21 protein-coding genes and 1 other RNA gene are annotated in these 22784 nt (G+C 61.8%); 7 read left to right on the top strand and 15 right to left on the bottom strand.

Going from position 1 to position 22784, the window contains the following annotated elements:
- Positions 1–2 precede the first annotated feature (2 nt).
- The 14 genes from C4J90_RS04770 to rsmI all read right to left on the bottom strand — a co-directional run bounded on the left by C4J90_RS04770 (position 3) and on the right by rsmI (position 15077).
- Complete coding sequence (locus C4J90_RS04770; protein ID WP_124413883.1) at positions 3–959, bottom strand: D-alanine--D-alanine ligase; 957 nt, start codon at positions 957–959, stop codon at positions 3–5.
- The gene (murC, locus tag C4J90_RS04765) at positions 956–2401 is read right to left on the bottom strand and encodes a UDP-N-acetylmuramate--L-alanine ligase (RefSeq protein WP_124419311.1); all 1446 of its coding nucleotides are present in this window, start codon (positions 2399–2401) and stop codon (positions 956–958) included. Before murC ends, C4J90_RS04770 begins: the two co-directional genes overlap by 4 nt.
- A complete protein-coding gene (gene murG, locus C4J90_RS04760) occupies positions 2394–3464 on the bottom strand; it encodes an undecaprenyldiphospho-muramoylpentapeptide beta-N-acetylglucosaminyltransferase (protein WP_124413882.1) in 1071 nt (356 codons plus the stop codon). The genes murC and murG overlap by 8 nt, the downstream gene beginning before the upstream one ends.
- Positions 3454–4677: a putative lipid II flippase FtsW gene (ftsW, locus tag C4J90_RS04755; RefSeq protein ID WP_065885825.1), complete on the bottom strand. Its 1224-nt coding sequence runs from the start codon at positions 4675–4677 to the stop codon at positions 3454–3456. The genes murG and ftsW overlap by 11 nt, the downstream gene beginning before the upstream one ends.
- On the bottom strand, positions 4674–6020 hold the full coding sequence (murD, locus tag C4J90_RS04750) for a UDP-N-acetylmuramoyl-L-alanine--D-glutamate ligase (RefSeq protein WP_124419310.1): 1347 nt from the start codon (positions 6018–6020) through the stop codon (positions 4674–4676). The genes ftsW and murD overlap by 4 nt, the downstream gene beginning before the upstream one ends.
- Positions 6021–6026: 6 nt before the next feature.
- Positions 6027–7109: a phospho-N-acetylmuramoyl-pentapeptide-transferase gene (gene mraY / locus C4J90_RS04745; RefSeq protein WP_124361357.1), complete on the bottom strand. Its 1083-nt coding sequence runs from the start codon at positions 7107–7109 to the stop codon at positions 6027–6029.
- Positions 7109–8479, bottom strand: a complete 1371-nt coding sequence (gene murF / locus C4J90_RS04740; RefSeq protein WP_124413880.1) for a UDP-N-acetylmuramoyl-tripeptide--D-alanyl-D-alanine ligase — start codon at positions 8477–8479, stop codon at positions 7109–7111. The genes mraY and murF overlap by 1 nt, the downstream gene beginning before the upstream one ends.
- Positions 8472–9935, bottom strand: coding sequence for a UDP-N-acetylmuramoyl-L-alanyl-D-glutamate--2,6-diaminopimelate ligase (locus tag C4J90_RS04735; protein WP_124419309.1), 1464 nt, complete (start codon positions 9933–9935; stop codon positions 8472–8474). Before C4J90_RS04735 ends, murF begins: the two co-directional genes overlap by 8 nt.
- Entirely contained in the window at positions 9935–11677 is a 1743-nt protein-coding gene (locus tag C4J90_RS04730; RefSeq protein ID WP_164485282.1) for a penicillin-binding protein 2, read from the bottom strand. The genes C4J90_RS04735 and C4J90_RS04730 overlap by 1 nt, the downstream gene beginning before the upstream one ends.
- Positions 11677–11970, bottom strand: a complete 294-nt coding sequence (gene ftsL, locus C4J90_RS04725) for a cell division protein FtsL (protein WP_124361353.1) — start codon at positions 11968–11970, stop codon at positions 11677–11679. Before ftsL ends, C4J90_RS04730 begins: the two co-directional genes overlap by 1 nt.
- Positions 11967–12914 carry a 16S rRNA (cytosine(1402)-N(4))-methyltransferase RsmH gene (rsmH, locus tag C4J90_RS04720; protein ID WP_164484511.1) on the bottom strand — a complete coding sequence of 316 codons (948 nt, stop codon included), beginning with the start codon at positions 12912–12914 and terminating at the stop codon, positions 11967–11969. Before rsmH ends, ftsL begins: the two co-directional genes overlap by 4 nt.
- A complete protein-coding gene (mraZ, locus tag C4J90_RS04715) occupies positions 12911–13366 on the bottom strand; it encodes a division/cell wall cluster transcriptional repressor MraZ (RefSeq protein WP_004371993.1) in 456 nt (151 codons plus the stop codon). Before mraZ ends, rsmH begins: the two co-directional genes overlap by 4 nt.
- Positions 13367–13721: 355 nt before the next feature.
- An RNA gene (rnpB, locus tag C4J90_RS04710) (RNase P RNA component class A) lies at positions 13722–14075 on the bottom strand.
- A gap of 96 nt (positions 14076–14171) precedes the next feature.
- Complete coding sequence (gene rsmI / locus C4J90_RS04705; RefSeq protein WP_164484510.1) at positions 14172–15077, bottom strand: 16S rRNA (cytidine(1402)-2'-O)-methyltransferase; 906 nt, start codon at positions 15075–15077, stop codon at positions 14172–14174.
- Positions 15078–15253: 176 nt separating this feature from the next.
- Here rsmI and C4J90_RS04700 point away from each other — a divergent pair, with 176 nt between their 5' ends.
- From C4J90_RS04700 to C4J90_RS04685, 4 genes are all read left to right on the top strand, one after another.
- Entirely contained in the window at positions 15254–17065 is a 1812-nt protein-coding gene (locus tag C4J90_RS04700; protein WP_124413878.1) for a penicillin-binding protein activator, read from the top strand.
- A complete protein-coding gene (locus C4J90_RS04695) occupies positions 17065–17436 on the top strand; it encodes a YraN family protein (RefSeq protein ID WP_124413877.1) in 372 nt (123 codons plus the stop codon). Before C4J90_RS04700 ends, C4J90_RS04695 begins: the two co-directional genes overlap by 1 nt.
- 92 nt (positions 17437–17528) lie before the next feature.
- A complete protein-coding gene (locus C4J90_RS04690) occupies positions 17529–18122 on the top strand; it encodes a phosphoheptose isomerase (protein ID WP_024073509.1) in 594 nt (197 codons plus the stop codon).
- Positions 18119–18700, top strand: a complete 582-nt coding sequence (locus C4J90_RS04685) for a BON domain-containing protein (RefSeq protein WP_124361348.1) — start codon at positions 18119–18121, stop codon at positions 18698–18700. Before C4J90_RS04690 ends, C4J90_RS04685 begins: the two co-directional genes overlap by 4 nt.
- 66 nt (positions 18701–18766) lie before the next feature.
- Here C4J90_RS04685 and C4J90_RS04680 read toward each other — a convergent pair whose 3' ends face one another.
- Entirely contained in the window at positions 18767–19540 is a 774-nt protein-coding gene (locus C4J90_RS04680; protein WP_124413876.1) for an OmpA family protein, read from the bottom strand.
- 370 nt (positions 19541–19910) lie between these two features.
- Between C4J90_RS04680 and C4J90_RS04675 the strand changes: the two genes are divergently transcribed.
- The 3 genes from C4J90_RS04675 to C4J90_RS04665 are packed head-to-tail and all read left to right on the top strand — an operon-like array spanning position 19911 to position 22778.
- On the top strand, positions 19911–20501 hold the full coding sequence (locus C4J90_RS04675) for a paraquat-inducible protein A (RefSeq protein ID WP_124419308.1): 591 nt from the start codon (positions 19911–19913) through the stop codon (positions 20499–20501).
- Positions 20498–21142 carry a paraquat-inducible protein A gene (locus C4J90_RS04670; protein ID WP_124413874.1) on the top strand — a complete coding sequence of 215 codons (645 nt, stop codon included), beginning with the start codon at positions 20498–20500 and terminating at the stop codon, positions 21140–21142. Before C4J90_RS04675 ends, C4J90_RS04670 begins: the two co-directional genes overlap by 4 nt.
- Positions 21123–22778 carry an intermembrane transport protein PqiB gene (locus C4J90_RS04665; protein WP_124369679.1) on the top strand — a complete coding sequence of 552 codons (1656 nt, stop codon included), beginning with the start codon at positions 21123–21125 and terminating at the stop codon, positions 22776–22778. Before C4J90_RS04670 ends, C4J90_RS04665 begins: the two co-directional genes overlap by 20 nt.
- Positions 22779–22784 lie beyond the last annotated feature (6 nt).

The following is a 22784-nucleotide window of genomic DNA, read 5'->3' as shown; positions in this document are numbered from 1 at the left end:
GCTTAGCCTCTTGGCTCAATGCTGTCGGCCAGGATCGCCAGCACCAACTGCTGGAAATCCAGACCGGCGGCACGGGCGGCCATAGGGACCAGGCTGTGGTCGGTCATCCCGGGTGCGGTGTTGACTTCCAGGAACCAGAAATTCCCTTGGTCATCCTGCATCACGTCTGCCCGCCCCCAACCGGCGATACCCAGCGCCTCACAGGCTTGCGCCGTGAGGTCCATCAATTGCTGTTCCCTGGTTGCGTCAAGGCCGCATGGGATCCGGTACTGGGTATCGGAGGCCACGTACTTGGCGTCGTAATCGTAAAAAGTGTGGGGCGTGCCCAATGCGATAGGCGGTAATACCTGGCCACGCAGGGTGGCGATGGTGTACTCGGGACCCTGGATCCACTGTTCCACCAACACTTGCGAATCGTAGGTACTTGCCGCTTTCCATGCGTCGATCAATTCAGCGGCCGAGTTCACTTTGGCCATGCCGATACTGGAGCCTTCATGGGCAGGTTTGACGATCAAAGGCAGGCCCAGTTCCTTGGCTGCGCAAATACAATCGTCCTCGCTGCGCAACACGGCGTGACGCGGCGTGGGAATGCCCAGGCTGTGCCACACCTGCTTGGTGCGCAGCTTGTCCATCGCCAGCGCCGACGCCAGGATGCCGCTGCCGGTATAGGGGATGCCGGCGCACTCGAGCAGGCCCTGCATGCTGCCGTCTTCACCGCCACGGCCGTGGAGAATGATGAAGGCACGGTCGATCTTTTCGGCCTGCAGGCGGGCGAGGAAATCATCGCCCACGTCGATGCCGAATGCGTTCACACCGGCGCTTTGCAGCGCCTCAAGCACGGCATTGCCGGATTTGAGCGACACTTCGCGCTCGGCGCTCTTGCCGCCGAACAGCACGGCAACGCGGCCGAAGTCGGCAGGCGCGACAGTGGAGAACAGGGAGGCGTAGTCAGTGATCATTTCGACTTCCCCTTTGCGGCGGTAAACAGCGGACTGGCCAGCAATTTAGGCGCAAGGCCACCGATATCACCGGCGCCCTGGCACAGCAGGATGTCGCCAGCGCGCAGCAGCGGCTTGACGATCGGCGCCAGGTCGACGCCCCGCTCAACGTAGATCGGGTCCAACTGCCCACGCTGACGGATGCTGTTGCACAGTTTGCGGCTGTCGGCGCCCGGAATCGGTTCTTCACCGGCCGGGTACACCTCCATCAGCAACAGCACGTTGGCATCGGCCAATACATTGACGAAGTCGTCGTACAGGTCACGGGTGCGGCTGTAGCGGTGCGGCTGGTAGACCATCACCAGGCGGCGCTCCGGCCAGCCACCGCGCACGGCCTTGATCACGGCGGCGACTTCGGTCGGGTGGTGGCCGTAGTCGTCCACCAGCATCACTTCACCGCCTTCAACCGGCAGCTGGCCGTAGACCTGGAAGCGCCGGCCGACACCGGCAAAGCGCGACAGGCCTTCGACGATGGCTTCATCGCTGACACCTTCATCGGTAGCAATGCAGATGGTTGCCAGGGAGTTCAGTACGTTGTGGTTGCCCGGCATGTTGACCGACACATCCAGCGGCTCGCGGTCGGGACGCAGCACGGTGAAGAAGGTTTGCATGCCTTCCTGGCGCACATTGATCGCGCGCACGTCGGCGTCCTCGCTGAAGCCGTAGGTCACGGTAGGACGCTTGACCTGCGGCAGAATTTCGCGCACCACCGGATCGTCCAGGCACACCACGGCCAACCCGTAGAACGGCAGGTTGTGCAGGAAGTCGACGAAGGTTTTCTTCAATTTGTTGAAGTCGCCGTCGTAGGTTGCCATGTGGTCTTCGTCGATGTTGGTGACGACGGCGACCAGTGGTTGCAGGTGCAGGAAGCTCGCGTCGCTTTCATCGGCTTCGGCGATCAGGTAGCGGCTGGTGCCGAGCTGGGCATTGGTGCCGGCGGCATTCAGGCGGCCACCGATGACGAAGGTCGGGTCCAGGCCACCGGCGGCGAACACCGAGGCGATCAGGCTGGTGGTGGTGGTCTTGCCGTGGGTACCGGCGACGGCGATGCCGTGGCGGTAGCGCATCAGCTCAGCGAGCATCTCGGCACGCGGCACCACCGGGATGCGGCGCTCGAGGGCGGTGGCCACTTCCGGGTTGGACGTGTTCACAGCGCTGGACACCACCAGCACATCCGCCTCGGCGGCGTTCTCGGCGCGGTGGCCGATGAAGATCTGCGCGCCAAAGGACTTCAGGCGCTCGGTGACCGGCGACTCTTTCAAGTCAGAGCCGGACACCTGGTAGCCCAGGTTCAGCAATACTTCGGCAATGCCGCACATGCCCACGCCGCCGATACCGACGAAGTGGATGCGACGGATGCGGCGCATTTCCGGTTGTGGCATGGCTTTCTGATTCTCAACCATGGGCCACCTCCAGGCAGATATCGACCACGGTGCGGGTTGCGTCAGGTTTGGCCAGGCGGCTTGCGGTGCTCGCCATGCTGTTGAGTCGTTCCGGTTGCATCAAAACCTCGGTCAGGCGTGCGGCCAAATCGGCGGCGCCAGTCGTTCTTTGCGGCAGCAGGAAGGCAGCGCCCTCCCCGGCCAAATATTCGGCGTTGCGGGTCTGGTGATCGTCGATTGCGTGGGGCAGAGGCACCAGCAACGACGGCAGACCGGCGGCAGCCAGTTCACTGACGGTCAGCGCACCAGCGCGACAGACCACCAGGTCGGCCCAGCCATAGGCGTGGGCCATGTCTTTGATGAAGGGCTGGACAGTCGCCTCGACACCGGCCTCGCGATAGCGCGTGGCGGTGACTTCATCGTGCTGCTTGCCGGCTTGGTGGAAGATCTCAGGCCGCAATTCCACAGGGAGTTGCGCCAGCGCCTCCGGCAGCAATTTGTTCAGCGGCTCGGCGCCCAGGCTTCCGCCGAGGATCAGCAGGTGCGCCTTGCGTCCGACCAGCGCTTGGCGGGCGATGTCCATGAACAGCTCGGTGCGCACCGGGTTGCCGGTGGTACGGCGCTTGCTCGACGCGCTGAAGGTATTCGGGAACGCTTCACACACCCGCGCGGCCAATGGCACCAGCAAACGGTTGGCGGTACCGGCGACGGCGTTCTGTTCATGCACGATCACGGGGATACCGGCGAGTTTCGCCGCCACGCCGCCGGGGCCGGTCACATAACCGCCAAAGCCGAGCACACACACAGGCTGCAACTCACGGATAACCCGGCGTGCCTGCCATACCGCCTTAAGCAACACGAAAGGCGCCTTGAGCAGCGACAATTTGCCCTTGCCCCGCAAGCCCGTGACGTTGATCAGGTGCAGCGGCAAGCCGGCATTCGGCACCAGCTCGTTCTCGATGCCACGCGGCGTTCCCAACCAGTGCACGCTGTAGCCACGGTTCTGGAATTCGCGCGCGCAGGCCAGGGCCGGGAACACATGGCCCCCGGTGCCGCCAGCCATGATCAGCACGTTAGCGCCCATGGGTCGGCTCCTCGGCGAAGTCGCTTTCGCTGAACTCCATCTCTTCGCTGCCCAGGTGAGTACGACTCTCCCACTCGATGCGCAACAACAAGCCAAGGCAGGCGCAGCAAATCACCAACGAACTGCCGCCGTAACTGAGGAACGGCAAGGTCAGGCCCTTGGTCGGCAGCAGCCCGACGTTCACGCCGATATTGATCAGGAACTGGCCGATCCACAGGAACGACAAGCCGTACGCCACATAGGCGGCGAAATACTGTTTGGCCTTTTCGGCCCACAAGCCGATGTACATGCCGCGTACACACACGAACACGAACAGCGCGACGGTGCACAGCGAACCGACCACGCCCAGTTCCTCGGCCAGTACCGAGAACACGAAGTCGGTGTGCGCTTCGGGCAGGTAGAACTGCTTCTGCACACTGTTGCCCAGGCCCACGCCCAGCCACTCGCCGCGACCGAAGGCAATCAGCGCCTGGGTCAACTGGTAGCCGGAACCGAACTGGTCGGACCATGGGTCGGTAAAGGTAATCAGACGGGCCATCCGGTAGGGTTGCGCCTGCACCAGAATCGTCACGGCCGCGACCGCCAGCACCACCATCAAGGTGAAGCGGAACAGGCCGACGCCGCCCAGGAACAGCATCGCGGCGGCGGCGCCCATCATCACCACGGTGGCGCCGAAGTCGGGCTCCATCAGCAGCAGGCCGGCCATGGGCAGCAGCACGATGAATGGCTTGAAAAAGCCCATCCAGCTTTCGCGCACTTCTTTCTGACGGCGCACCAGGTAGCCGGCCAGGTAGATCACCACGAACACCTTGGCGATTTCCGAGGGTTGCACGTTGAAGGCACCGAAGCCGATCCAGCGCATCGAACCGTTCACCTCGCGGCCGATGCCGGGCAGGATCACCATCACCAGCAAGCCGAACGCCCCGATCAGCATCAGCCAACCCAGGCGCTGCCACGTGGCGATCGGGATCATCATGGTGACGATGCATGCGCCCAGGCCGATCACCAGGTACACCAGGTGACGGATCATCATGTACAGGGTGTTGCCCGACTGCACGGCGGCCACTTCGGAGGACGCCGAGGTGATCATCACCAGGCCCAGGCCGAGCAGCGCCAGGCAACCGGCGAGCATCGGGAAATCCAGGTCGATGCCGCGCCCGGTAATGATCGGCGACGGGTACGGTTTGATGATGTTTTTCAGGTTGAGGCTCATGCCAAAGCCTCCACGGCGCGGGCGAACAACTGGCCGCGCTCTTCATAGTTCTTGAACATGTCGAAACTGGCGCAGGCTGGCGACAGCAGTACCGCATCACCCGGCTGGGCCAGGGCTTTGCACTGGGCGATCGCGTCGTCCAGGGAGGTAGCGCGCACTTGCGGCACCGCGTCGCCCAGGGCTGCGGCGATCAGGTCCGAATCACGGCCCATCAGCACCACGGCGCGGCAATGCGCAGCGACCGGCGCTTTAAGGTCCTTGAAGTCGGCGCCCTTGCCGTCGCCACCGGCGATCAGCACCAGCTTGCCGTCGATATCGGCACCCAGGCCTTCGATGGCCGCCAGGGCAGCGCCGACGTTGGTGGCCTTGGAGTCGTTGTAATAGCTGACGCCGTCGAGGTCGCGCACCCACTGGCAGCGATGCTCAAGGCCGGCGAAGGTGCGCAGGCTGGCGAGCATGGCGTCGAAGGGCAGGCCCACCGCGTGGCCGAGCGCCAAGGCCGCCAGGGCGTTGGACTGGTTATGGGCGCCACGGATTTTCAACTCGCGCACCGGCATCAGGTTCTGGAATTCGAAGGCCAGGTATTTCTCGCCGTTCTCTTCGCGAATGCCAAAGGCTTTGAAATCGGGCTTGCTCAGGCCGAAGGTCCAGCAAGGCATGCCTTCGCCTATCAGTGGACGACTCAAGGCATCCTGGCGGTTGACCACAAACTGCTTGGCGCCCCGGAAGATACGATGCTTGGCCAGGTGATACGCCGGCAGGCCGCTGTAGCGGTCCATATGGTCTTCGCTGACGTTCAACACAGTAGCCACTTCGGCACCGAGGTCGTGGGTGGTTTCCAGCTGGAAGCTCGACAATTCCATCACGTACAACTCGACGTCGTCGCTGAGCAGGTCCAGCGCCGGCACCCCAAGGTTGCCGCCCACCGCCACACGCTTGCCGGCAGCCATCGCCATGTCGCCGACCAGGGTGGTCACGGTGCTTTTTGCGTTGGAACCACTGATCGCCACGATCGGTGCCTTGGCGTGACGCGCAAACAGGTCGATATCGCCGGACAGCTTCACGCCACGCGCCGCTGCTGCTTGCAGGGCCGGTGTGGCCAATGCCAGGCCGGGGCTCACGTAAAGCTCATCGGCGCGGCACAGAAATTCGACGTCCAATTCGCCACAACGCACTTCCACGTGCGGGTAGTCACGGCGCAGCGTGACCAGCTCCGGTGGATTTTCCCGCGTGTCGGCCACGGCAAACGACGTGCCCCGGTTCGCCAGGAAGCGAACCAGGGACATGCCGCTCTTGCCGAGGCCGACAATGATGCGGAAGTGGTCTGAAGCGATCAGGGACACTCGTTTCTACCTCAGTTTCAGGGTGGCAAGGCCGACCAGTACCAGAATCACGGTGATGATCCAGAAACGGACGATCACGCGTGGCTCGGGCCAGCCCTTGAGTTCAAAGTGGTGGTGAATCGGCGCCATGCGAAATACACGGCGCCCGGTCAATTTGAAGGAAGCCACCTGGATGACCACCGACAGGGTTTCCATCACGAACACACCGCCCATGATGAACAGCACGATTTCCTGGCGCACGATCACCGCGATGGTGCCAAGGGCCGCACCCAGTGCGAGTGCGCCGACGTCGCCCATGAAGACTTGTGCCGGGTAGGTGTTGAACCACAGGAAGCCCAGGCCGGCGCCGATCAGCGCGCCGCAGAACACGATCAGCTCACCCGCGCCCGGTACGTAGGGAATCAGCAGGTACTCGGCGAACTTCACGTTACCCGACAGGTAGCAGAAAATGCCGAGGGCGCCGCCGACCATCACCGTCGGCATGATCGCCAGGCCGTCGAGGCCATCAGTCAGGTTGACCGCGTTGCTGGAGCCGACGATCACGAAATAGGTCAGCACCACGAAACCGATGCCCAGTGGAATGCTGGCATCCTTGAGCATTGGGATGATCAAGGTGGTTTCCACAGCGCTTGGTGCGGTGGTGTAGAGGAAGATCGCCGCCGCCAGGCCGAATACCGACTGCCAGAAGTACTTCCAGCGGCTCGGCAGCCCCTTGGAGTTCTTCTCGATCACTTTACGGTAGTCATCGACCCAGCCTATGGCGCCGAACAGCAGGGTCACCAGCAGCACCACCCACACGTAGCGGTTGTGCAGGTCAGCCCAGAGCACGGTGCTGACGCCAATAGACGACAGGATCAACGCGCCGCCCATGGTCGGGGTGCCGGACTTGGACAGGTGCGACTGCGGGCCGTCATTGCGAACCGATTGACCAATTTGCAGGTTCTGCAGGGTGCGGATCATCCACGGCCCCAGAAACAGCGACAAACACAGCGCGGTCAGCACACCCAGGATCCCGCGCAGGGTCAGGTACTGAAAGACCGCGAAGCCTTTGTGGAACTGTTGCAGATACTCAGCCAGCAGCAGCAGCATTAATGTTTCTCCGTACTTGAGCCACACAAGGCTGCGACGACGTTTTCCATCACCGCGCTGCGCGATCCCTTGATCAAAATGGTTGTGTGTGTGTCGTGTTCAGCCGCAGCCAACGCCTGGATCAATTCGCCTTGGGTCGCAAAATGCCGCGCGCCAGGGCCGAAGGCGTTTACCGCGTGCGCCATGTTCGGGCCGACGGCGTAAAACGCGTCGACCTTATCGGCGGCATAGGCGCCGACTTCGCGGTGCCCTTGTTCAGCCCAGTCGCCCAATTCGCCGATGTCGCCAAGTACCAGCACCTTGCGGCCATCAAAGCCTTTGAGCAGATCCACGGCGGCGTTAACGGAAGACGGGTTGGCGTTGTAAGTGTCATCGATCACGCGCATGCCGTTGGTGGCCAATTGCGCGACGGTGCGTCCTTTGACCGGCTGCACCGCGCCCAAGCCTGTGGCGATGCCGAACAGCGACACACCCAGGGCGTGGGCGGCAGCGGCAGCGGCCAAGGCGTTGGCGACGTTATGGTTGCCCAGCAGGTTCAGTTGCACGTGTTCACTGCCTTGCGGCGTGTGCAAGGTGAAGGACGGGCAACCACGCGCATCAACGGTGATGTCGCTGGCATGAAAATCGGCTGCGGCGTTGCGCACGGCAAAGGTCAGCACCTTGCGACCGGCAGCGCGTACGCGCCAGGTCTCGAAGGCCTTGTCGTCAAGATTCAGTACCGCGGTGCCCGAAGCGTCGAGGCCTTCAAGAATTTCACCCTTGGCTTCGACGATTTTTTCCGGGCCGCCGAATTCACCGACATGGGCGGTACCGGCATTGTTGATAACCGCGACATGGGGCTTGGTCAGCGCCACGGTGTAGGCAATCTCGCCGACGCGGGAAGCGCCCAGCTCGATGACTGCCGCCGTGTGTTCCGGGGCCAGTTCGAGCAGGGTCAGCGGTGCGCCGAAATCATTGTTCAGGTTGCCCCGGGTGGCGAGTACCGGCCCGCGCGTGCGCAGTACGCCGGCCAACAGTTCCTTGACGGTGGTCTTGCCGCTGGAGCCGGTGATGGCGGCAACCGGCTTGTCGAAAGCGGCACGGTTCAGCGCGCCCAGTTGACCCAACGCAAGCCGCGTATCGGCGACCAGCAGCTGCGGCAACGTCGCGTGCGCCACTTCACGTTGCACCAAGGCACCCACTGCGCCTTTGGCGGCGACGTCGTTCAGGTAGTCGTGACCGTCAAACCGCGGGCCTGTGAGTGCGATGAACAACTGGCCGGGCTGGATATTGCGACTGTCGATACTGACGCCGTCGAACGTGCAATCGCTCGACAGCACCCGGGCCGACAACGCCTGGGCCAGTTCGCTGAAAGTCATCGGCTTAAGCATGGGCGACCTCCCAGGCGGCCAGGGCGTGACCCGCCTCGACCAGATCGGAGAAGGCATGGCGCTCGCCGTTGATTTCCTGGTAATCCTCATGCCCCTTGCCAGCCAGCACCACCACGTCATCCGCGCTGGCACCGGCGATCAATTGGGCGATGGCTGCGCCGCGACCGGCCACGAACGTGACGTTGGCGGTGTCTTTGAAGCCTACGCGTATATCGTCGAAAATCCGGCTCGGGTCTTCGCTGCGCGGGTTGTCGTCGGTCACCAGCACGCCGTCGGCCAGGCGCTCGACGATCTCGGCCATCAACGGACGCTTGCCGCGATCACGGTCGCCGCCGCAGCCGAACAGGCACAGCAGCTTGCCCTTGGCGTGCGGGCGCAAGGCCAGCAGGACTTTTTCCAATGCGTCAGGGGTGTGGGCATAATCGACCACCACCAGCGGTTGCGTACCGCCACCCAGGCGCTGCATGCGGCCGGCCGGGCCTTCCAGTTTGGGCAGTACTTTCAGAATTTCGTCGAGGGCGTAATCCAGGCCGAGCAAGGCACCGATGGCTGCCAATACGTTGCTCAGGTTGAAACGCCCGAGCAGCGTGCTGCGCAAATGGTGCTCGCCTTGTGGCGTTACCAGGGTGGCGCGCACGCCCTCGTCGCTGAACTGGGCTTCGCGGCAGTACAGGTACGCACGGGTGTCTTCCAGGCTATAGCTGATCAAGCGCGCTTCGCTGTCTTGAGCTGCCAGTTGGCGACCGAAGGCATCATCCAGGTTCACTACCCGGCACTTCAGGTGATTCCAGGCGAACAGCTTGGCTTTGGCCGCTGCATACGCGTCCATGGTGCCGTGGTAATCGAGGTGGTCGCGGGACAGGTTGGTCATCACCGCCACGTCAAACGCCAGGGCCGTGACACGGCCCTGGTCGAGACCATGGGACGACACTTCCATGGCAACCGCCTTGGCGCCGGCTTTTTTCAGGTCGGCCAGGGTCGCCTGCACGGCAATCGGGTTCGGCGTGGTGTGCAGGCCGCTTTGCAGCGCACCATAGAAGCCGGTGCCCAGGGTACCGACGATGCCGCAGTGCTGACCCAGCAGGTCCAGGGCCTGGGCGACCAGTTGAGTCACGCTGGTCTTGCCGTTGGTGCCGGTCACGCCCACCAGGTTCAGGTGACGGCTCGGTTCACCGTAGAAGCGCCCGGCAATGTCGGACAACTGCGCGGCCAAGCCCTTGACTGGAATCAACGGCACATCGGTGATCGGCAGCACAGTAGCGCCTTCCACTTCATAAGCAACAGCGGCAGCACCACGTTGTAGGGCGTCGGCAATATGCGCACGGCCATCGAACTTGCCACCGGGCACGGCCAGGAACAGGTCGCCGGCGCGCACGTTGCGGCTGTCCAGGCTCAACTCGCGAATCAGCAGATCGCGGCCGGCGTGGGCAAAAATCTTGTTCAGGCTAAGAGACATCAGCCGCGCCCTCCATTGGCTTTTACAGCAGCGGCCGGGGGTGCGGCGTTCGCTTGCTGGGTTGGCGCAAGATTGTCCGGCGTGATGTTCATCAGGCGCAGGGTGCCGGACATCACTTTGCTGAACACTGGCGCCGAGACCAGGCCACCGAAGTAACCGGCCTTGCTCGGTTCATCGATCACTACGACGATGGCGTAGCGCGGATCGCTCATCGGGCCGAAACCGGCGAACAATGAACGGTAGGAATTTTCCGCATAACCCTTGGTGCCCACTGAGGTTTTACGCGCAGTACCGGACTTGCCAGCCACGTGATAGGCCGGCACCTGGGCGCGGAATACGCCACGCGGCGCCTCGATCACTTGTTGCAGCATGCCTTGCATGGTCTTGGCGACTTTTTCCGGGATCACCTGGGTGGCTTTCGGCGCTTCGTCCACGTGAATCAGGCTCAGCGGAACCATTCGGCCATTATTCGCCAATACCGAGAACGCATGGGCCAGTTGGATCGCGGTCACCGACAGGCCGTAGCCGTACGACAGCGTGGCGGTCTCGGCCTTTTTCCAGTCGCGGTAGTTCGGCAGGTTGCCGACGCGCTCACCTGGGAAATCGAGCCCGGTGGGCTGGCCCAGGCCGATTTTCTGCGCCAGGTGGTAGATGGTTTCGCCGCCGATATCGAAGGCGACCTTGCTCATGCCCACGTTACTGGAGTTGATCAGGATGCCTGTCAGATCCAGCACCGGGCCCTCGGTGCGCGACACGTCGCGGATGGTGTATTTGCCCAACTGCAAAGTGCCTGGGTACACCTCGACCTTGTCGCTGGGCTTCCAGCGTCCGGTTTCCAGGGCGGCACTCATGGAGATGGCTTTCATGGTCGAACCCGGCTCGAACACGTCGATCATTGCGCGGTTGCGCATCATCGCCGGTTGCAGGTTGCGACGATTGTTCGGGTTGTAGGTCGGCTGGTTGACCATGGCGAGAATCTCGCCGGTCTTCACGTCCATGATCACCAGGCTGCCGGCTTTGGCGCCGTTCTCGATGATCGCGTTACGCAATTCACGGTTGGCCAGGTACTGCAGACGCAAGTCAATCGACAACGCCAAGGGCTTGCCGGCCTTGGCGTTCTTGGTGACCTGAACATCCTTGATCAGTCTGCCGCGCCGGTCCTTGATGACCTGGCGCTTGCCGGGAACGCCGGCCAGCCACTCGTCGTAGGCCAGCTCGACACCTTCGCGGCCATGGTCGTCGATATCGGTAAAGCCGACCATGTGCGCGGTGGTTTCACCGGCCGGGTAGAAACGACGAAATTCCTCGATGCCATAGACACCCGGAATTTTCAGGTCGAGCACTTGCTGGCCCTGTTCCGGGGTGAGCCCGCGAACCAGATAGATAAATTCTTTATTGGCCTGGGCTTCCAGGCGTTCGGTCAGCGCTTTGCGGTCTTGCCCCAGGGCAGCGGCGAGTTCGGGCCACTTGTCCTTGGCTACCTGCAGTTCCTTGGCGTTGGCCCACAAGGTGGTCACCGGGGTACTCACGGCCAGAGGCTCGCCGTTGCGGTCGGTAATCAGGCCGCGGTGCGCAGGAATCGGAATATGCCGCAGGCTACGGGCGTCGCCCTGGCCGATCAGGAAGTCACGGTCGACGACCTGCAGGTCGAAGATCCGCCAGACGATCGCCCCCACCATCAATGCCAGCAAGCCGAGCATCAGGCGGAAGCGCCATGGGTAGAGTGCGCCTTCAAGTTTCATCATGGCGCCACCATGCGTACGTCGGCCGCGCCCGGAATGTGCATTTTCAGTTGTTCGGTGGCCAGCACTTCGATACGGCTGTGGGCCGTCCACGTGCTCTGCTCCAGGATCAACCGGCCCCATTCCGCCTGCGCCTTGTCGCGCACGCTCAACTCTCCATAGAGGGTATTGAGCAATTGACGATTCCAATGCGCGCTGTAGGACACCGCAATCGCGGACACCAGCACGCCGATAAACAGCAGCAACATAAAGAAGCTGCCGCCCGGCAGGGGTTTGGCGAAAAGCTTGCTCACCGCAATTTCTCCGCGACGCGCATGACGGCGCTGCGCGAACGTGGGTTGGCCTTGAGTTCAGCTTCGGAGGCGAACTGCGCTTTGCCATGGATTTTGATTTTCGGCACAAAGGCTTCGAAACGCACCGGCAGATTGCGCGGCAGGTTGTCGGACTCGCCCTTGACCAGACGCCGCATGAACAGTTTGACGATACGGTCTTCCAGGGAATGGAAACTGATCACCACCAGGCGACCGCCCACTTCCAGCGCGTCCAGGGCAGCCTCGAGGCCAGCCTCCAGATCGCCCAATTCGTTGTTGACGTGAATGCGCAGGCCCTGGAATGCGCGGGTAGCGGGGTTCTTGCCCTTCTCCCATGCAGGGTTGGCCACCTTCAGCACTTCGGCCAGGTCAGCGGTGCGTTCGAACGGCTGGATTTCGCGGCGCTCGACCACGGCGCGGGCCATGCGACCGGCGAAGCGTTCTTCGCCGTACTCCTTGAACACCCGGGCAATTTCTTCCACCGGCGCGGTGGCGATGAACTGCGCGGCGCTGACGCCACGGGTAGGGTCCATGCGCATGTCGAGGGGGCCATCATTCATGAAGCTGAAGCCGCGTTCCGGGTCATCGAGCTGCGGCGAAGACACGCCGAGGTCGAGCAGAATCCCGGCCACCTTGCCCGCCATGCCGCGCTCGGCGACTTCGGCGCCCAGCTCGGCAAAGCTGCGCTGCACAACGACAAAGCGGCCGTCTTCGGCCGCTAGCGCTTGCCCGGTGGCAATCGCTTGAGGGTCTTTGTCGAACCCGAGGAGTTTACCGTTGGGCCCGAGCTGGCTGAGTATCAACCGACTGTGCCCGCCCCTGCCGAAGGTGCCATCCAAATAGCAGCCATCCGCGCGTACGGCGAGAGCCTCAACGGCTTCGTCAAGCAGTACGGTGATGTGGTTAAAGCCGCTATCAATAGTCACAGGATCAAATCACGCAGTTCATCAGGCATGGCGCCCGGTTGTTGAATAGCAGCCAGGTCAGCTGCAGAAACAGCATCCCAGGCATCTTCGTCCCACAATTGGAACTTGTTCAGTTGGCCTACCAGCATTGCGCGCTTGTCGAGCCTGGCGTATTCGCGCAAACGCGGCGGCACCAGGAAACGACCGCTGCCATCGAGTTCAAGGTCGACGGCATTACCGATCAGCAAACGCTGCAGGCGGCGGTTTTCTTCACGCAATGAAGGCAGAGCGCGCAATTTGGTTTCAATCAACTCCCACTCATCGAGGGGGTAAACACACAAACAAGGGTCAACCGCGTCAATCGTGATGATTAACTGCCCCGAACTTCGCGAAATGAGCTCGTCACGATACCGGCTCGGCATGGCGAGACGGCCTTTTGCATCGAGACTGATAGCGTTAGCTCCGCGAAACACAGGTGCGTTTCTCCAATTTTTAGCGTTTTACGTTCAAAAAACCCACTTTGTGCCACTTTCCGCCACTTGCGCACACTATAGGAATGCGCCCACCACACCGTCAAGGCGCGGATACAAGGAAAAGCCTTACAGAACGGAGATTTACGAGCGTAACGGGAGGAGAAACCCGAGTTCAGCGTGGTTTTTGACTCAACAAGCACAAATAACTCAAAGCACTATGGCCCAGAGTTAAAGTAATTTATTAAGAGTAAGATTTTTTTGGTATTACGAAGACGCATCTGCCAATGATTTGGCAAGGAGGGATTCTTGCGTTACTACCGGGTTTTCTGCCCGAGGTTCAGGCAGAAGGAAAAAGGTGGAGAGTCGATCTATAAGCCGGGTTCTGTCTTGAACAGTCATTCGTCTACGATGGCCATCACTGGACATCTTTAGCAACCTACCCGGTCCCAGCGCGGGCCACGCCTTGGGACCCTATTTGGTCTTGCTCCAAGTGGGGTTTACCTAGCCACGAACTGTTGCCAGTCGTGCGGTGCGCTCTTACCGCACCTTTTCACCCTTACCGGCACCGAAGTGCTTAGGCGGTTATTTTCTGTGGCACTTTCCGTAGGCTCACGCCTCCCAGGCATTACCTGGCACTTCGCCCTATGGAGCCCGGACTTTCCTCCCCCCCCTAATTTTCATAGAGGGCAGCGACTGTCCAATCGACTCTCCGCCGCGCAGGTTAACGGCACGACGGCCTCAGGACAAGTATTAAAAGTGCAGCATTGCCATCACCTTCGGACGAAACACCGGCCCGGCCCCGGAACTATTCGGCTTTCTGTTTATCCAGCGCCGCCTGATACAACACATTCTTGCGCGCCCCGGTAATTTCCGCGGCGAGGGCGGCAGCCCGCTTGAGCGGCATCTCCTTGAGCAGCAAATCGAGGATGCGCATGGCTTCGCTGCCGACTGCATCTTCATCCTCTGGAGGCGTCCAGCCGGCCACCAGCACGACGCACTCTCCGCGCTGCTGATTGCTGTCGCCTTCGACAAACCCGCGAAGCTCTTCCAGCGGCAGGCCCTTGAGGGTTTCAAAGGTCTTGGTCAACTCGCGAGCCAGCAGCGCCAGGCGCGCTCCGCCGAACACCAGCTCCATGTCCTGCAGGCACTCCAGGATGCGGTGCGGAGCTTCGTAGAAAATCAGGGTGCGCGGCTCTTCCTTCAGCGCCTGCAGACGCGCGCGACGCCCTACCGTCTTGGCGGGCAGGAAGCCTTCGAAGATAAAGCGGTCCGACGGCAAGCCCGCTGCAGATAATGCTGCAATCAGCGCGCACGCGCCTGGAACAGGCACTACATTGATACCAGCGGCGCGCGCCTGGCGGACCAGATGGTAGCCCGGGTCGGAAATCAGCGGCGTGCCCGCATCGGAGATCAGCGCAACATCATCACCTGCCAGCAAACGGGTGATAAAACGGCTGCCCTCCTCGCGCTCGTTGTGTTCATGGCAGGCCGCCAGTGGCGTGGGGATTCCAAAATGCTGCATCAACCGTTGGGAGTGTCGCGTGTCTTCCGCCGCGATCAATTTAACCTCGCGCAACACTTTCAATGCCCGGGCGCTGATGTCGTCCAGGTTGCCAATGGGCGTCGCCACGACAAAAAGCGAGCCTGCAGTGGAATTCAAAGGACCTGGAGCAGTCAAAACGCACACCTCGATGGTTGGCAAAAGCCACATTGTAGCGCGTCAATGCGCTGAAAATATGCCGTCACGGCGGATGTCGTTTCAGCCATTGTCAGTAAAACGCAACAATTGCACGACCTAAATCCACGGTTTCACGCCACGAACATCGCGCCTGGGCCAGTGCTTGGGTACACTTCCACGCTAATTTGATCGGTATCAGGAACACTTACATGATCGCTTGCCTGCGGCTGCTCTCCGCCCTCTGCCTCGCTGCCTTGCTGGCCGCTTGCGCCAGCTCGCCCTCGTCCAGCCTTGGCGACCTACCACGCACGCCCGACGCCAGTATCGAGCAACTGCTCGAACAGGCCACGGCCGCCAAGACGCCAGAAAAGGCCGCATTGCTGCGCCTGAGTGCGGCTGACCTGGCCTACCAGCAGAACAACCCCGGCCGTTCCTCGCAGATTCTTGCGCAGGTGCCCCTGGATGTCCTGAAACCGGCCGCGCAAGTGTTCGCCAGCACCCTGGCCGCCGAGCTGGCGATGACCCGCAACCAGCCCAAGGCTGCATTGACGGCGCTGAACCACCCCAGCCTGCAAAGCCTGAAGGAGCTGCCGGTCGATCAACAAGTGCGCACCGGCACCGTGCATGCCCGTGCCTATGAAGCCGACGGCCAGACCCTGGCGGCAGCGCGGGAGCGTGTCGCCATGGCGCCGCTGCTCACCGGTGACGCCGCCAACAGCAACCACGAAGCGATCTGGGTGTTGATTGCCGCTCTGCCCGCCGAGCAGCTGCAAGCCACCGGCAACCCGACGCTGGACGGCTGGATCACCCTGGCCCAGGCGGTCAAGGGCGCCGGCACGCTGGAGCAGCAACAAACCGCCATCGACACCTGGCGCGCGCGCAACCCGGGCCATCCGGCGGCCGTGCAATTGCCAACGCCCTTGACCAAACTCAAGGAACTGGCCAGCCAGCCTCTGACCAAGATCGCCCTGCTGCTGCCGCAGGAAGGCGCCTTGGCGTCGGTCGGCAAGGCATTGCGTGAAGGCTTCATGGCCGCTCACTACCAGGCCGAACAGGCCGGGCAGAAGCCGCCGGTGATTGAGTTCTACGATAGCTCGCGCCTGACCTCCATCGACGACTTCTACGCCAAAGCCCAGGCCGCCGGCGTGCAACTGGTGGTTGGCCCGCTGGAAAAGCCACTGGTCAAACAGCTCAGTGCACGTCCGCAATTGCCGATCACCACCCTGGCGCTGAACTACAGCGAAGGCGATCAAGCCCCGGCGCAGTTGTTCCAGTTCGGCCTGGCCGCTGAAGACGAAGCCCGTGAAGTGTCCCGCCGCGCCCGTGCCGACGGCCTGCATCGCGCCGCCGCCATGGTGCCACGTGGCGAATGGGGCGAGCGTGTCTACAAAGCTTTCCGTCAGGATTGGGAAGCCAACGGCGGCACCGTCATGGGTGTCGAGTATGTCGACCAGCCTGTGGCCCTGGCCCAGCAGATCGCCGACCTGTTCCAGCTGCGCAAAAGCGAAGGCCGCGCCAAGAGCCTGCAAAACACCGTCGGCACTGACGTTGCCGCCCAGCCTTCGCGTCGCCAGGACATCGAGTTCATCTTCCTGGCCGTCACCCCGCAACTGGCTCAGCAGATCAAGCCGACCCTGAACTTCCAATACGCCGGTGACGTGCCTGTCTATGCGACGTCCCACGTCTTCAGCGCCAGTGGCGACCGCAACCAGTACCTGGACATGACCAACGTGATGTTCTGCGAAACCCCTTGGTTGCTCAACACCACCGACCCACTGCGCAACCAGGTCGCCGCACAATGGCCGCAAGCCAATGGCAGCCTCGGTCGCCTGTATGCGATGGGCGTGGATGCCTATCGCCTGGCGCCACGCCTGGGCCAGCTCAAGGCGTTGCCGGACACCCGTGTCGACGGCCTCTCCGGTAACCTGGGCATCAGCGCCAACCAGCGCGTTGACCGTCAGATGCCGTGGGCGAAGTTCGTGGGTGGCGAGATCCAGCGCCTGCCGGATACCCCGCGCTGATGCCCGAGCGGTCCAGCGCACAAAGCGGCAAGGATGCCGAACGCTACGCGCTGAACTATCTGCAACAACAGGGTCTGCGCCTTCTGGCGCAGAACTGGTTATGTAAACGCGGTGAGCTGGATCTGGTCATGCTTGACGGCGATACAGTAGTATTCGTCGAAGTCCGCTACAGAAAACACGCACAATGGGGTGGCGCGCTCGCCAGTATCGATGGGCGCAAGCGTCAAAAGCTGATACTCGCCGCGCAGTTTTTCCTGCAAAAAGAGCATCGCTGGGCCGACAGCCCCTGCCGTTTCGATGTGGTTGCCATGGAAAGCACACCGTCGGGTCCAGCTGACTTGAATTGGCTCAAAGATGCCTTCGACAGCTGACTCACCCGGCACCTTCACCCCACACTTTTGCTCTTTGCTTTGCGGGCTGCACATTTCTGTGCCAAACAGCCGCGCTCATTAAGGTCACACAGATGGACATGCAATCCCGAATTCGCCAGCTTTTCCAGGCCAGCATCGACACCAAGCAACAGGCGATGGACGTACTTGCACCGCACATCGAGCAAGCCAGTCAGGTCATGGTCAACGCCTTGCTCAACGAAGGCAAAATGCTTTCGTGCGGTAACGGCGGCTCGGCCGGTGACGCCCAGCATTTCTCCTCCGAGCTGCTCAACCGCTTCGAGCGCGAGCGTCCGAGCCTGCCGGCGATCGCCCTGACCACCGATTCGTCGACCATCACCTCGATCGCCAACGACTACAGCTACAACGAAATCTTCTCCAAACAGATCCGTGCCCTCGGCCAGCCGGGCGATGTGTTGCTGGCGATTTCCACCAGTGGCAACTCGGCGAACATCATTCAAGCGATCCAGGCCGCACATGATCGCGAAATGATTGTCGTAGCATTGACCGGGCGCGACGGCGGCGGCATGGCCTCGTTGCTGCTGCCTGAGGACGTGGAGATTCGCGTTCCGGCCACTGTCACTGCACGCATTCAAGAAGTCCACCTGCTGGCGATCCACTGCCTGTGCGATCTGATCGACAGCCAACTGTTCGGGAGTGAAGAATGACCGTTAATCGCCTCAGCCTTTTGGCCATCACGCTGTGCCTCGCCATCAGCGGCTGCAGTACGGCAATCACCGCTACACGGGACACCCCCATCCAGGACGACCGGGGCACACGGACCTTCGGCAGCACCATCGACGACTCGCTGATTGAAACCAAGGTCAAGGTCAACGTCGCCAAAGCGGCTACGGACCTGGGCAATGGCGCGTCACGCATTGTGGTCACCAGCTTCAACGGCGTCGTGCTGCTGGCCGGGCAAACCCCGCGCGCCGAACTCAAGGCCCAGGCTGAACAAGCCGCCTCGGCGGTGCAACGGGTCAAGAAGGTGCACAACGAACTGCAGGTCATGGACCCGATCACGCTGCTGGCCATCAGCAACGATGCCTTGCTGACCACCAAGATCAAGGCGCAAATGCTCACCGACAGCGCCGTTCCGGGCTCGCGTATCAAGATCGTCACCGACAACGGCATCGTCTACATGATGGGCCTGTTGACCCAGGCTGAAGCCACTCGCGCCGCCAACCTGGTACAGGGTGTGTCCGGAGTGCAGAAAATCGTCAAGGTGTTCGAATACATCGACTGATGTAACCGCAAGCGCAAAAAAGGGCGCCATGCATTGCTGCACGGCGCCCTTTTTCGTGGCGGTTGTTTACTGGTACTGCGAGTACGGGTTGCCCTGGAACTGGTTGTTCTGTTGTGGCGCCTGTTGCTGGGCACCCGGCTGGCCGTACTGCTGGCCTGGGATCGGGCCGAGGTTCACTTCTACGCGACGGTTTTGGGCACGGCCATTGACGTCAGCGTTACTGGCGATCGGATTATCCGGGCCGGCGCCGCGTGCGCTCAGGTTGGCAGCACTGACGCCCTGGGAGGTCAGGTAGTTGGCCACGCTCTGCGCACGGCGTTGGGAAAGGCCCATGTTCAACTGACGGCTGCCGGTGCTGTCGGTGTAGCCAACGATCTGGATGGTGTTCTGGTTGAACTGCTTGAGGGAGTTGGCCAGGTTGTTCAGCGGCTGGTAGAAGCTGCTGGAGATGGCGTCGGAGTTGGTGGCGAAGGTGATATTGCCGGGCATGATCAGCTTGATCTGGTCACCCTGGCGCTGCACTTCAACTCCGGTATTGGCCATGCTTTCGCGCAGTTTTTTCTCTTGCTGGTCGGCGTAGTAGCCATAGCCGGCGGCGCCGGCACCCGCAACGACTGCGCCGATCAGCGCGCCCTTGCCACGGTTGTTATGGTCGATGGCCGCACCGGCCAATGCCCCGGCCAGCGCGCCGAGGCCGCCGTACTTGGCGGTTTTGCTCATGCCACTTTCGGAACCATTGCCGGCCTGTCCCTGGCTGCCGTCATAAGGGTTGGGTGAAGCGCAGCCGGACAACAGGGCTACGGCGGTGGCGACAACAAGCAGACGACGCGGAGTGAACATGAAGGAAGCTCCTACTTTTGCATTCTGTGATGCAGAGGACATGGGCAACGGACCTGTGCCGGGTTTGGAACATGGCAAGCGGTAAAAATTCCGTGGGCGCCGCTTGCTGGTGTAACAAAGCATAGCGACTTTCGCCTGAGCCAAGGGGATTCAAATGGGGCCGACGCTCATCAATCAAGCACGCACAAAAGGATTCTTACGCCTCGCCCAGGCATGTATCCGGACCATGCCCTGGAGTGAGTAACGTCACGCCGCAGCCACAGCCCCGTTCTTCATCGTCTTACAGCCTGCGAGGCTGCTAAGCTACGCAAACGCCATTGAACCCACGGCATGACCCACACCGCAGGCAGTCGCATCTGGAGCAACACGCATGGCGAATCAACAGATCATCTGCGAACACTGCGACTGCGTGTACCAGAAAGTCACGCTCGCCAAGCATCAGAAAGCCCTGTGCGTACGCTGCGAGGGAGTACTGCAGCGCTATAACGGCCTGTCGGTGCAGCAGCGCCTCGCACTGACGCTCACCGCAGCGGTGTTGTGGGCGTTCGCCAATTTTTATCCGGTGATGAGCATCAGCCTGCAGGGCCTGAAGAACAGCGCGACACTCTGGGATTCGGTGGTTGCGCTGAGCCAGGGGCCGATCACATTCATCGCTTTGGTGGCAGCGATTTCCATGATCATCGCGCCAGTGTTTCAGCTACTGCTGCTGATCTGGGTGTTGAGTTTTGCCCTCTCCGGCAGGCGCTCACCGGCCTTCAAGCTGTGCATGCGCTGGCTGGAAGCCCTCAGGCCCTGGAGCATGCTGGAGGTGTGCCTGTTGGGCGCGATGGTGGCGGTCTTCAAGCTGGCCGGCATGCTCGATGTGATACCCGGCATCGGCCTGTTCGCGCTGGCCGCCCTCAGCCTTTTGCTGATCCGCATCGCCGGGCGCGATGTGCGTGATCTGTGGGACACCCTATGAATTCACCGCCCACCGCCCGCGAACTCAACCTGTGCCTGTGCCACACCTGCGGCCAGCCGTGCGACATGCGCAGCGAACCCACCGAGTGTGATCGCTGCGGCGCCCCCTTGCACCGGCGCAAGGTTCAGTCCTTGACCCGCACCTGGGCCTACCTGCTCACGGCACTGGCGTTCTATGTGCCGGCGAACATATTGCCGGTGATGAACACCACCATGCTCGGCTCCGGGGCGGACAGCACCATCATGAGCGGCGTGCTGGAATTCTGGCAGCATGGCGCGTGGGACATTGCGCTGATCATTTTCATCGCCAGCATTGCCGTGCCGGGCATCAAGTTCGTGTCCCTGGGGCTGCTGCTGATCACGGTGCAACGCAATAGCCAGTGGGCGCGCAAGGAACGCTCAAAGCTGTTTCGGTTTATCGAGCTGATCGGCTATTGGTCGATGCTGGATGTGATCGTGGTGGCACTGGTGGCCGCGCTGGTGAAGTTCCAGGCCCTGGGCGACATCGAGCCGCGCCTGGGCATTCTGTTTTTTGGTTTGGTGGTCGTGTTCACGATGCTCGCGGCCATGAGTTTCGATCCCCGGCTGATCTGGGAAAATCCACACAATGAGGAGACCTCGGATGAGCTCATCCAAGGCTGATGCTGACACCCCTGCGGGAACACCCGTAATCAAGACGCGTCGCTTCAGCGTTTCGCTGGTTTGGATCGTGCCGATTGTCGCCGTGCTGGTGGGTATCTCCCTGGTGGTCCATAGCGTGCTGCAACAGGGCCCGACCATCACCCTCAATTTCAAGACCGGCAGCGGGCTGGTCGCCAACAAGACCGAGGTCAAGTACCGCAACGTGGTCATCGGCCAGGTCACCGGTGTCGCCTTGAGCGATGACCAGAAAAGCGTCAACGCCACCGTCGAGTTGGCCAAGCAGGCGGAGAGCTTCACCCGCGAAGATTCGAAATTCTGGGTGGTGCGGCCGCGCATCGGCGCCGGCGGCGTGTCCGGCATCGACACCTTGCTCTCCGGCGACTACATCGGTGCCGATATCGGCCAGTCCGACACCCGTGCCAAACAGTTCAAAGGCCTGGAAAACCCGCCGCCCATCACCTATGGCGAGCCAGGCAAACGCTTCACCCTGCATACCCAGGGCCTGGGGTCGCTGGATATCGGCTCGCCGGTCTATTACCGCAAGATCCCGGTCGGCCAGGTCGTTGCCTATGAATTGGACAGCGAGGGCAAGGGCGTGAATATCGAGGTGTTCGTGCATGCGCCCAATGATGCGTACGTCACCGAGAACACGCGCTTCTGGAACGCCAGCGGTGTCGACCTCAGCGTCGGCGCCAATGGCTTCGCGCTGAAGACCGAATCGTTGTCGTCCATGTTGATGGGCGGCGTCTCCTTCCAGGCTCCGCCCTACAACCCCAACGACAAGCCTGCCGAGGAAAACCGCAACTTTGAACTGTTTGAAGACCAGCAAAGTGCCCTCGCCCCGCCCAATGGCAAGGGGCAATACATGGTGCTGCGCTTCGATCAGGCCCTACGCGGGCTGAAAGTCGACGCACCGGTGGAATTCCTCGGCGTCGAGTTTGGCAAAGTGGTCTCGATCAACCTGGATTTCGATGCCAAAAAGCGCAGCTTCCCGGTCAACGTCGGCATCGTGATCTACCCGCAATTGCTCGGCCAGGCGCACACCAAGCTGCTCAAGGCGATGAACAATAACCCTGACGATGAAGCGGCCGGCGTACGCCTGATCGGCAGCTTCATCGAAAACGGCCTGCGCGCCCAGGCGCGCAGCGGCAACCTGCTGACCGGTCAGCTGTACATCGCCCTGGACTTCTACCCCAAGGCCGAGAAAGTCGCGTTTGACCCGAACCAGCGCCCCGTGGGCATCCCCACCCTTCCCGGCAACCTGGAACAACTGCAAGAGAAATTCGAAGGCATCGTCAACAAGATCAGCCAACTGCCGGTCGAGCGTATCGCCGGCAATCTCGATGCCAGCCTGGTCGAGCTGCGCAAGGGCTTGGCGCAATTCAATGCCAAGACCCTGCCCGGCGTGCAGACGACCCTGGGCGACGTGAGCAAGACCCTGCAGTCGGCCAGTTCCACCCTGGCCGAAGACTCGCCGCAGCGCGAACAACTGACCCAGACTCTGGATGAACTGGCGCGCATGTCGCGCTCCCTGCGCGAACTTTCGGATTACCTGGGCCGGCATCCGGAGTCGCTGATTCGCGGTCGCGCCGATAATGCCGCGCCCCTTGACCTGCAAGGGCCACCCCGCAAATGACCATTG

It is taken from the genome of Pseudomonas sp. R2-60-08W (assembly GCF_003852335.1).
GTDB lineage: Bacteria > Pseudomonadota > Gammaproteobacteria > Pseudomonadales > Pseudomonadaceae > Aquipseudomonas.
Note: the sequence above shows the minus strand (reverse complement) of the source record. Positions and strands in the feature narration are given on the sequence as shown.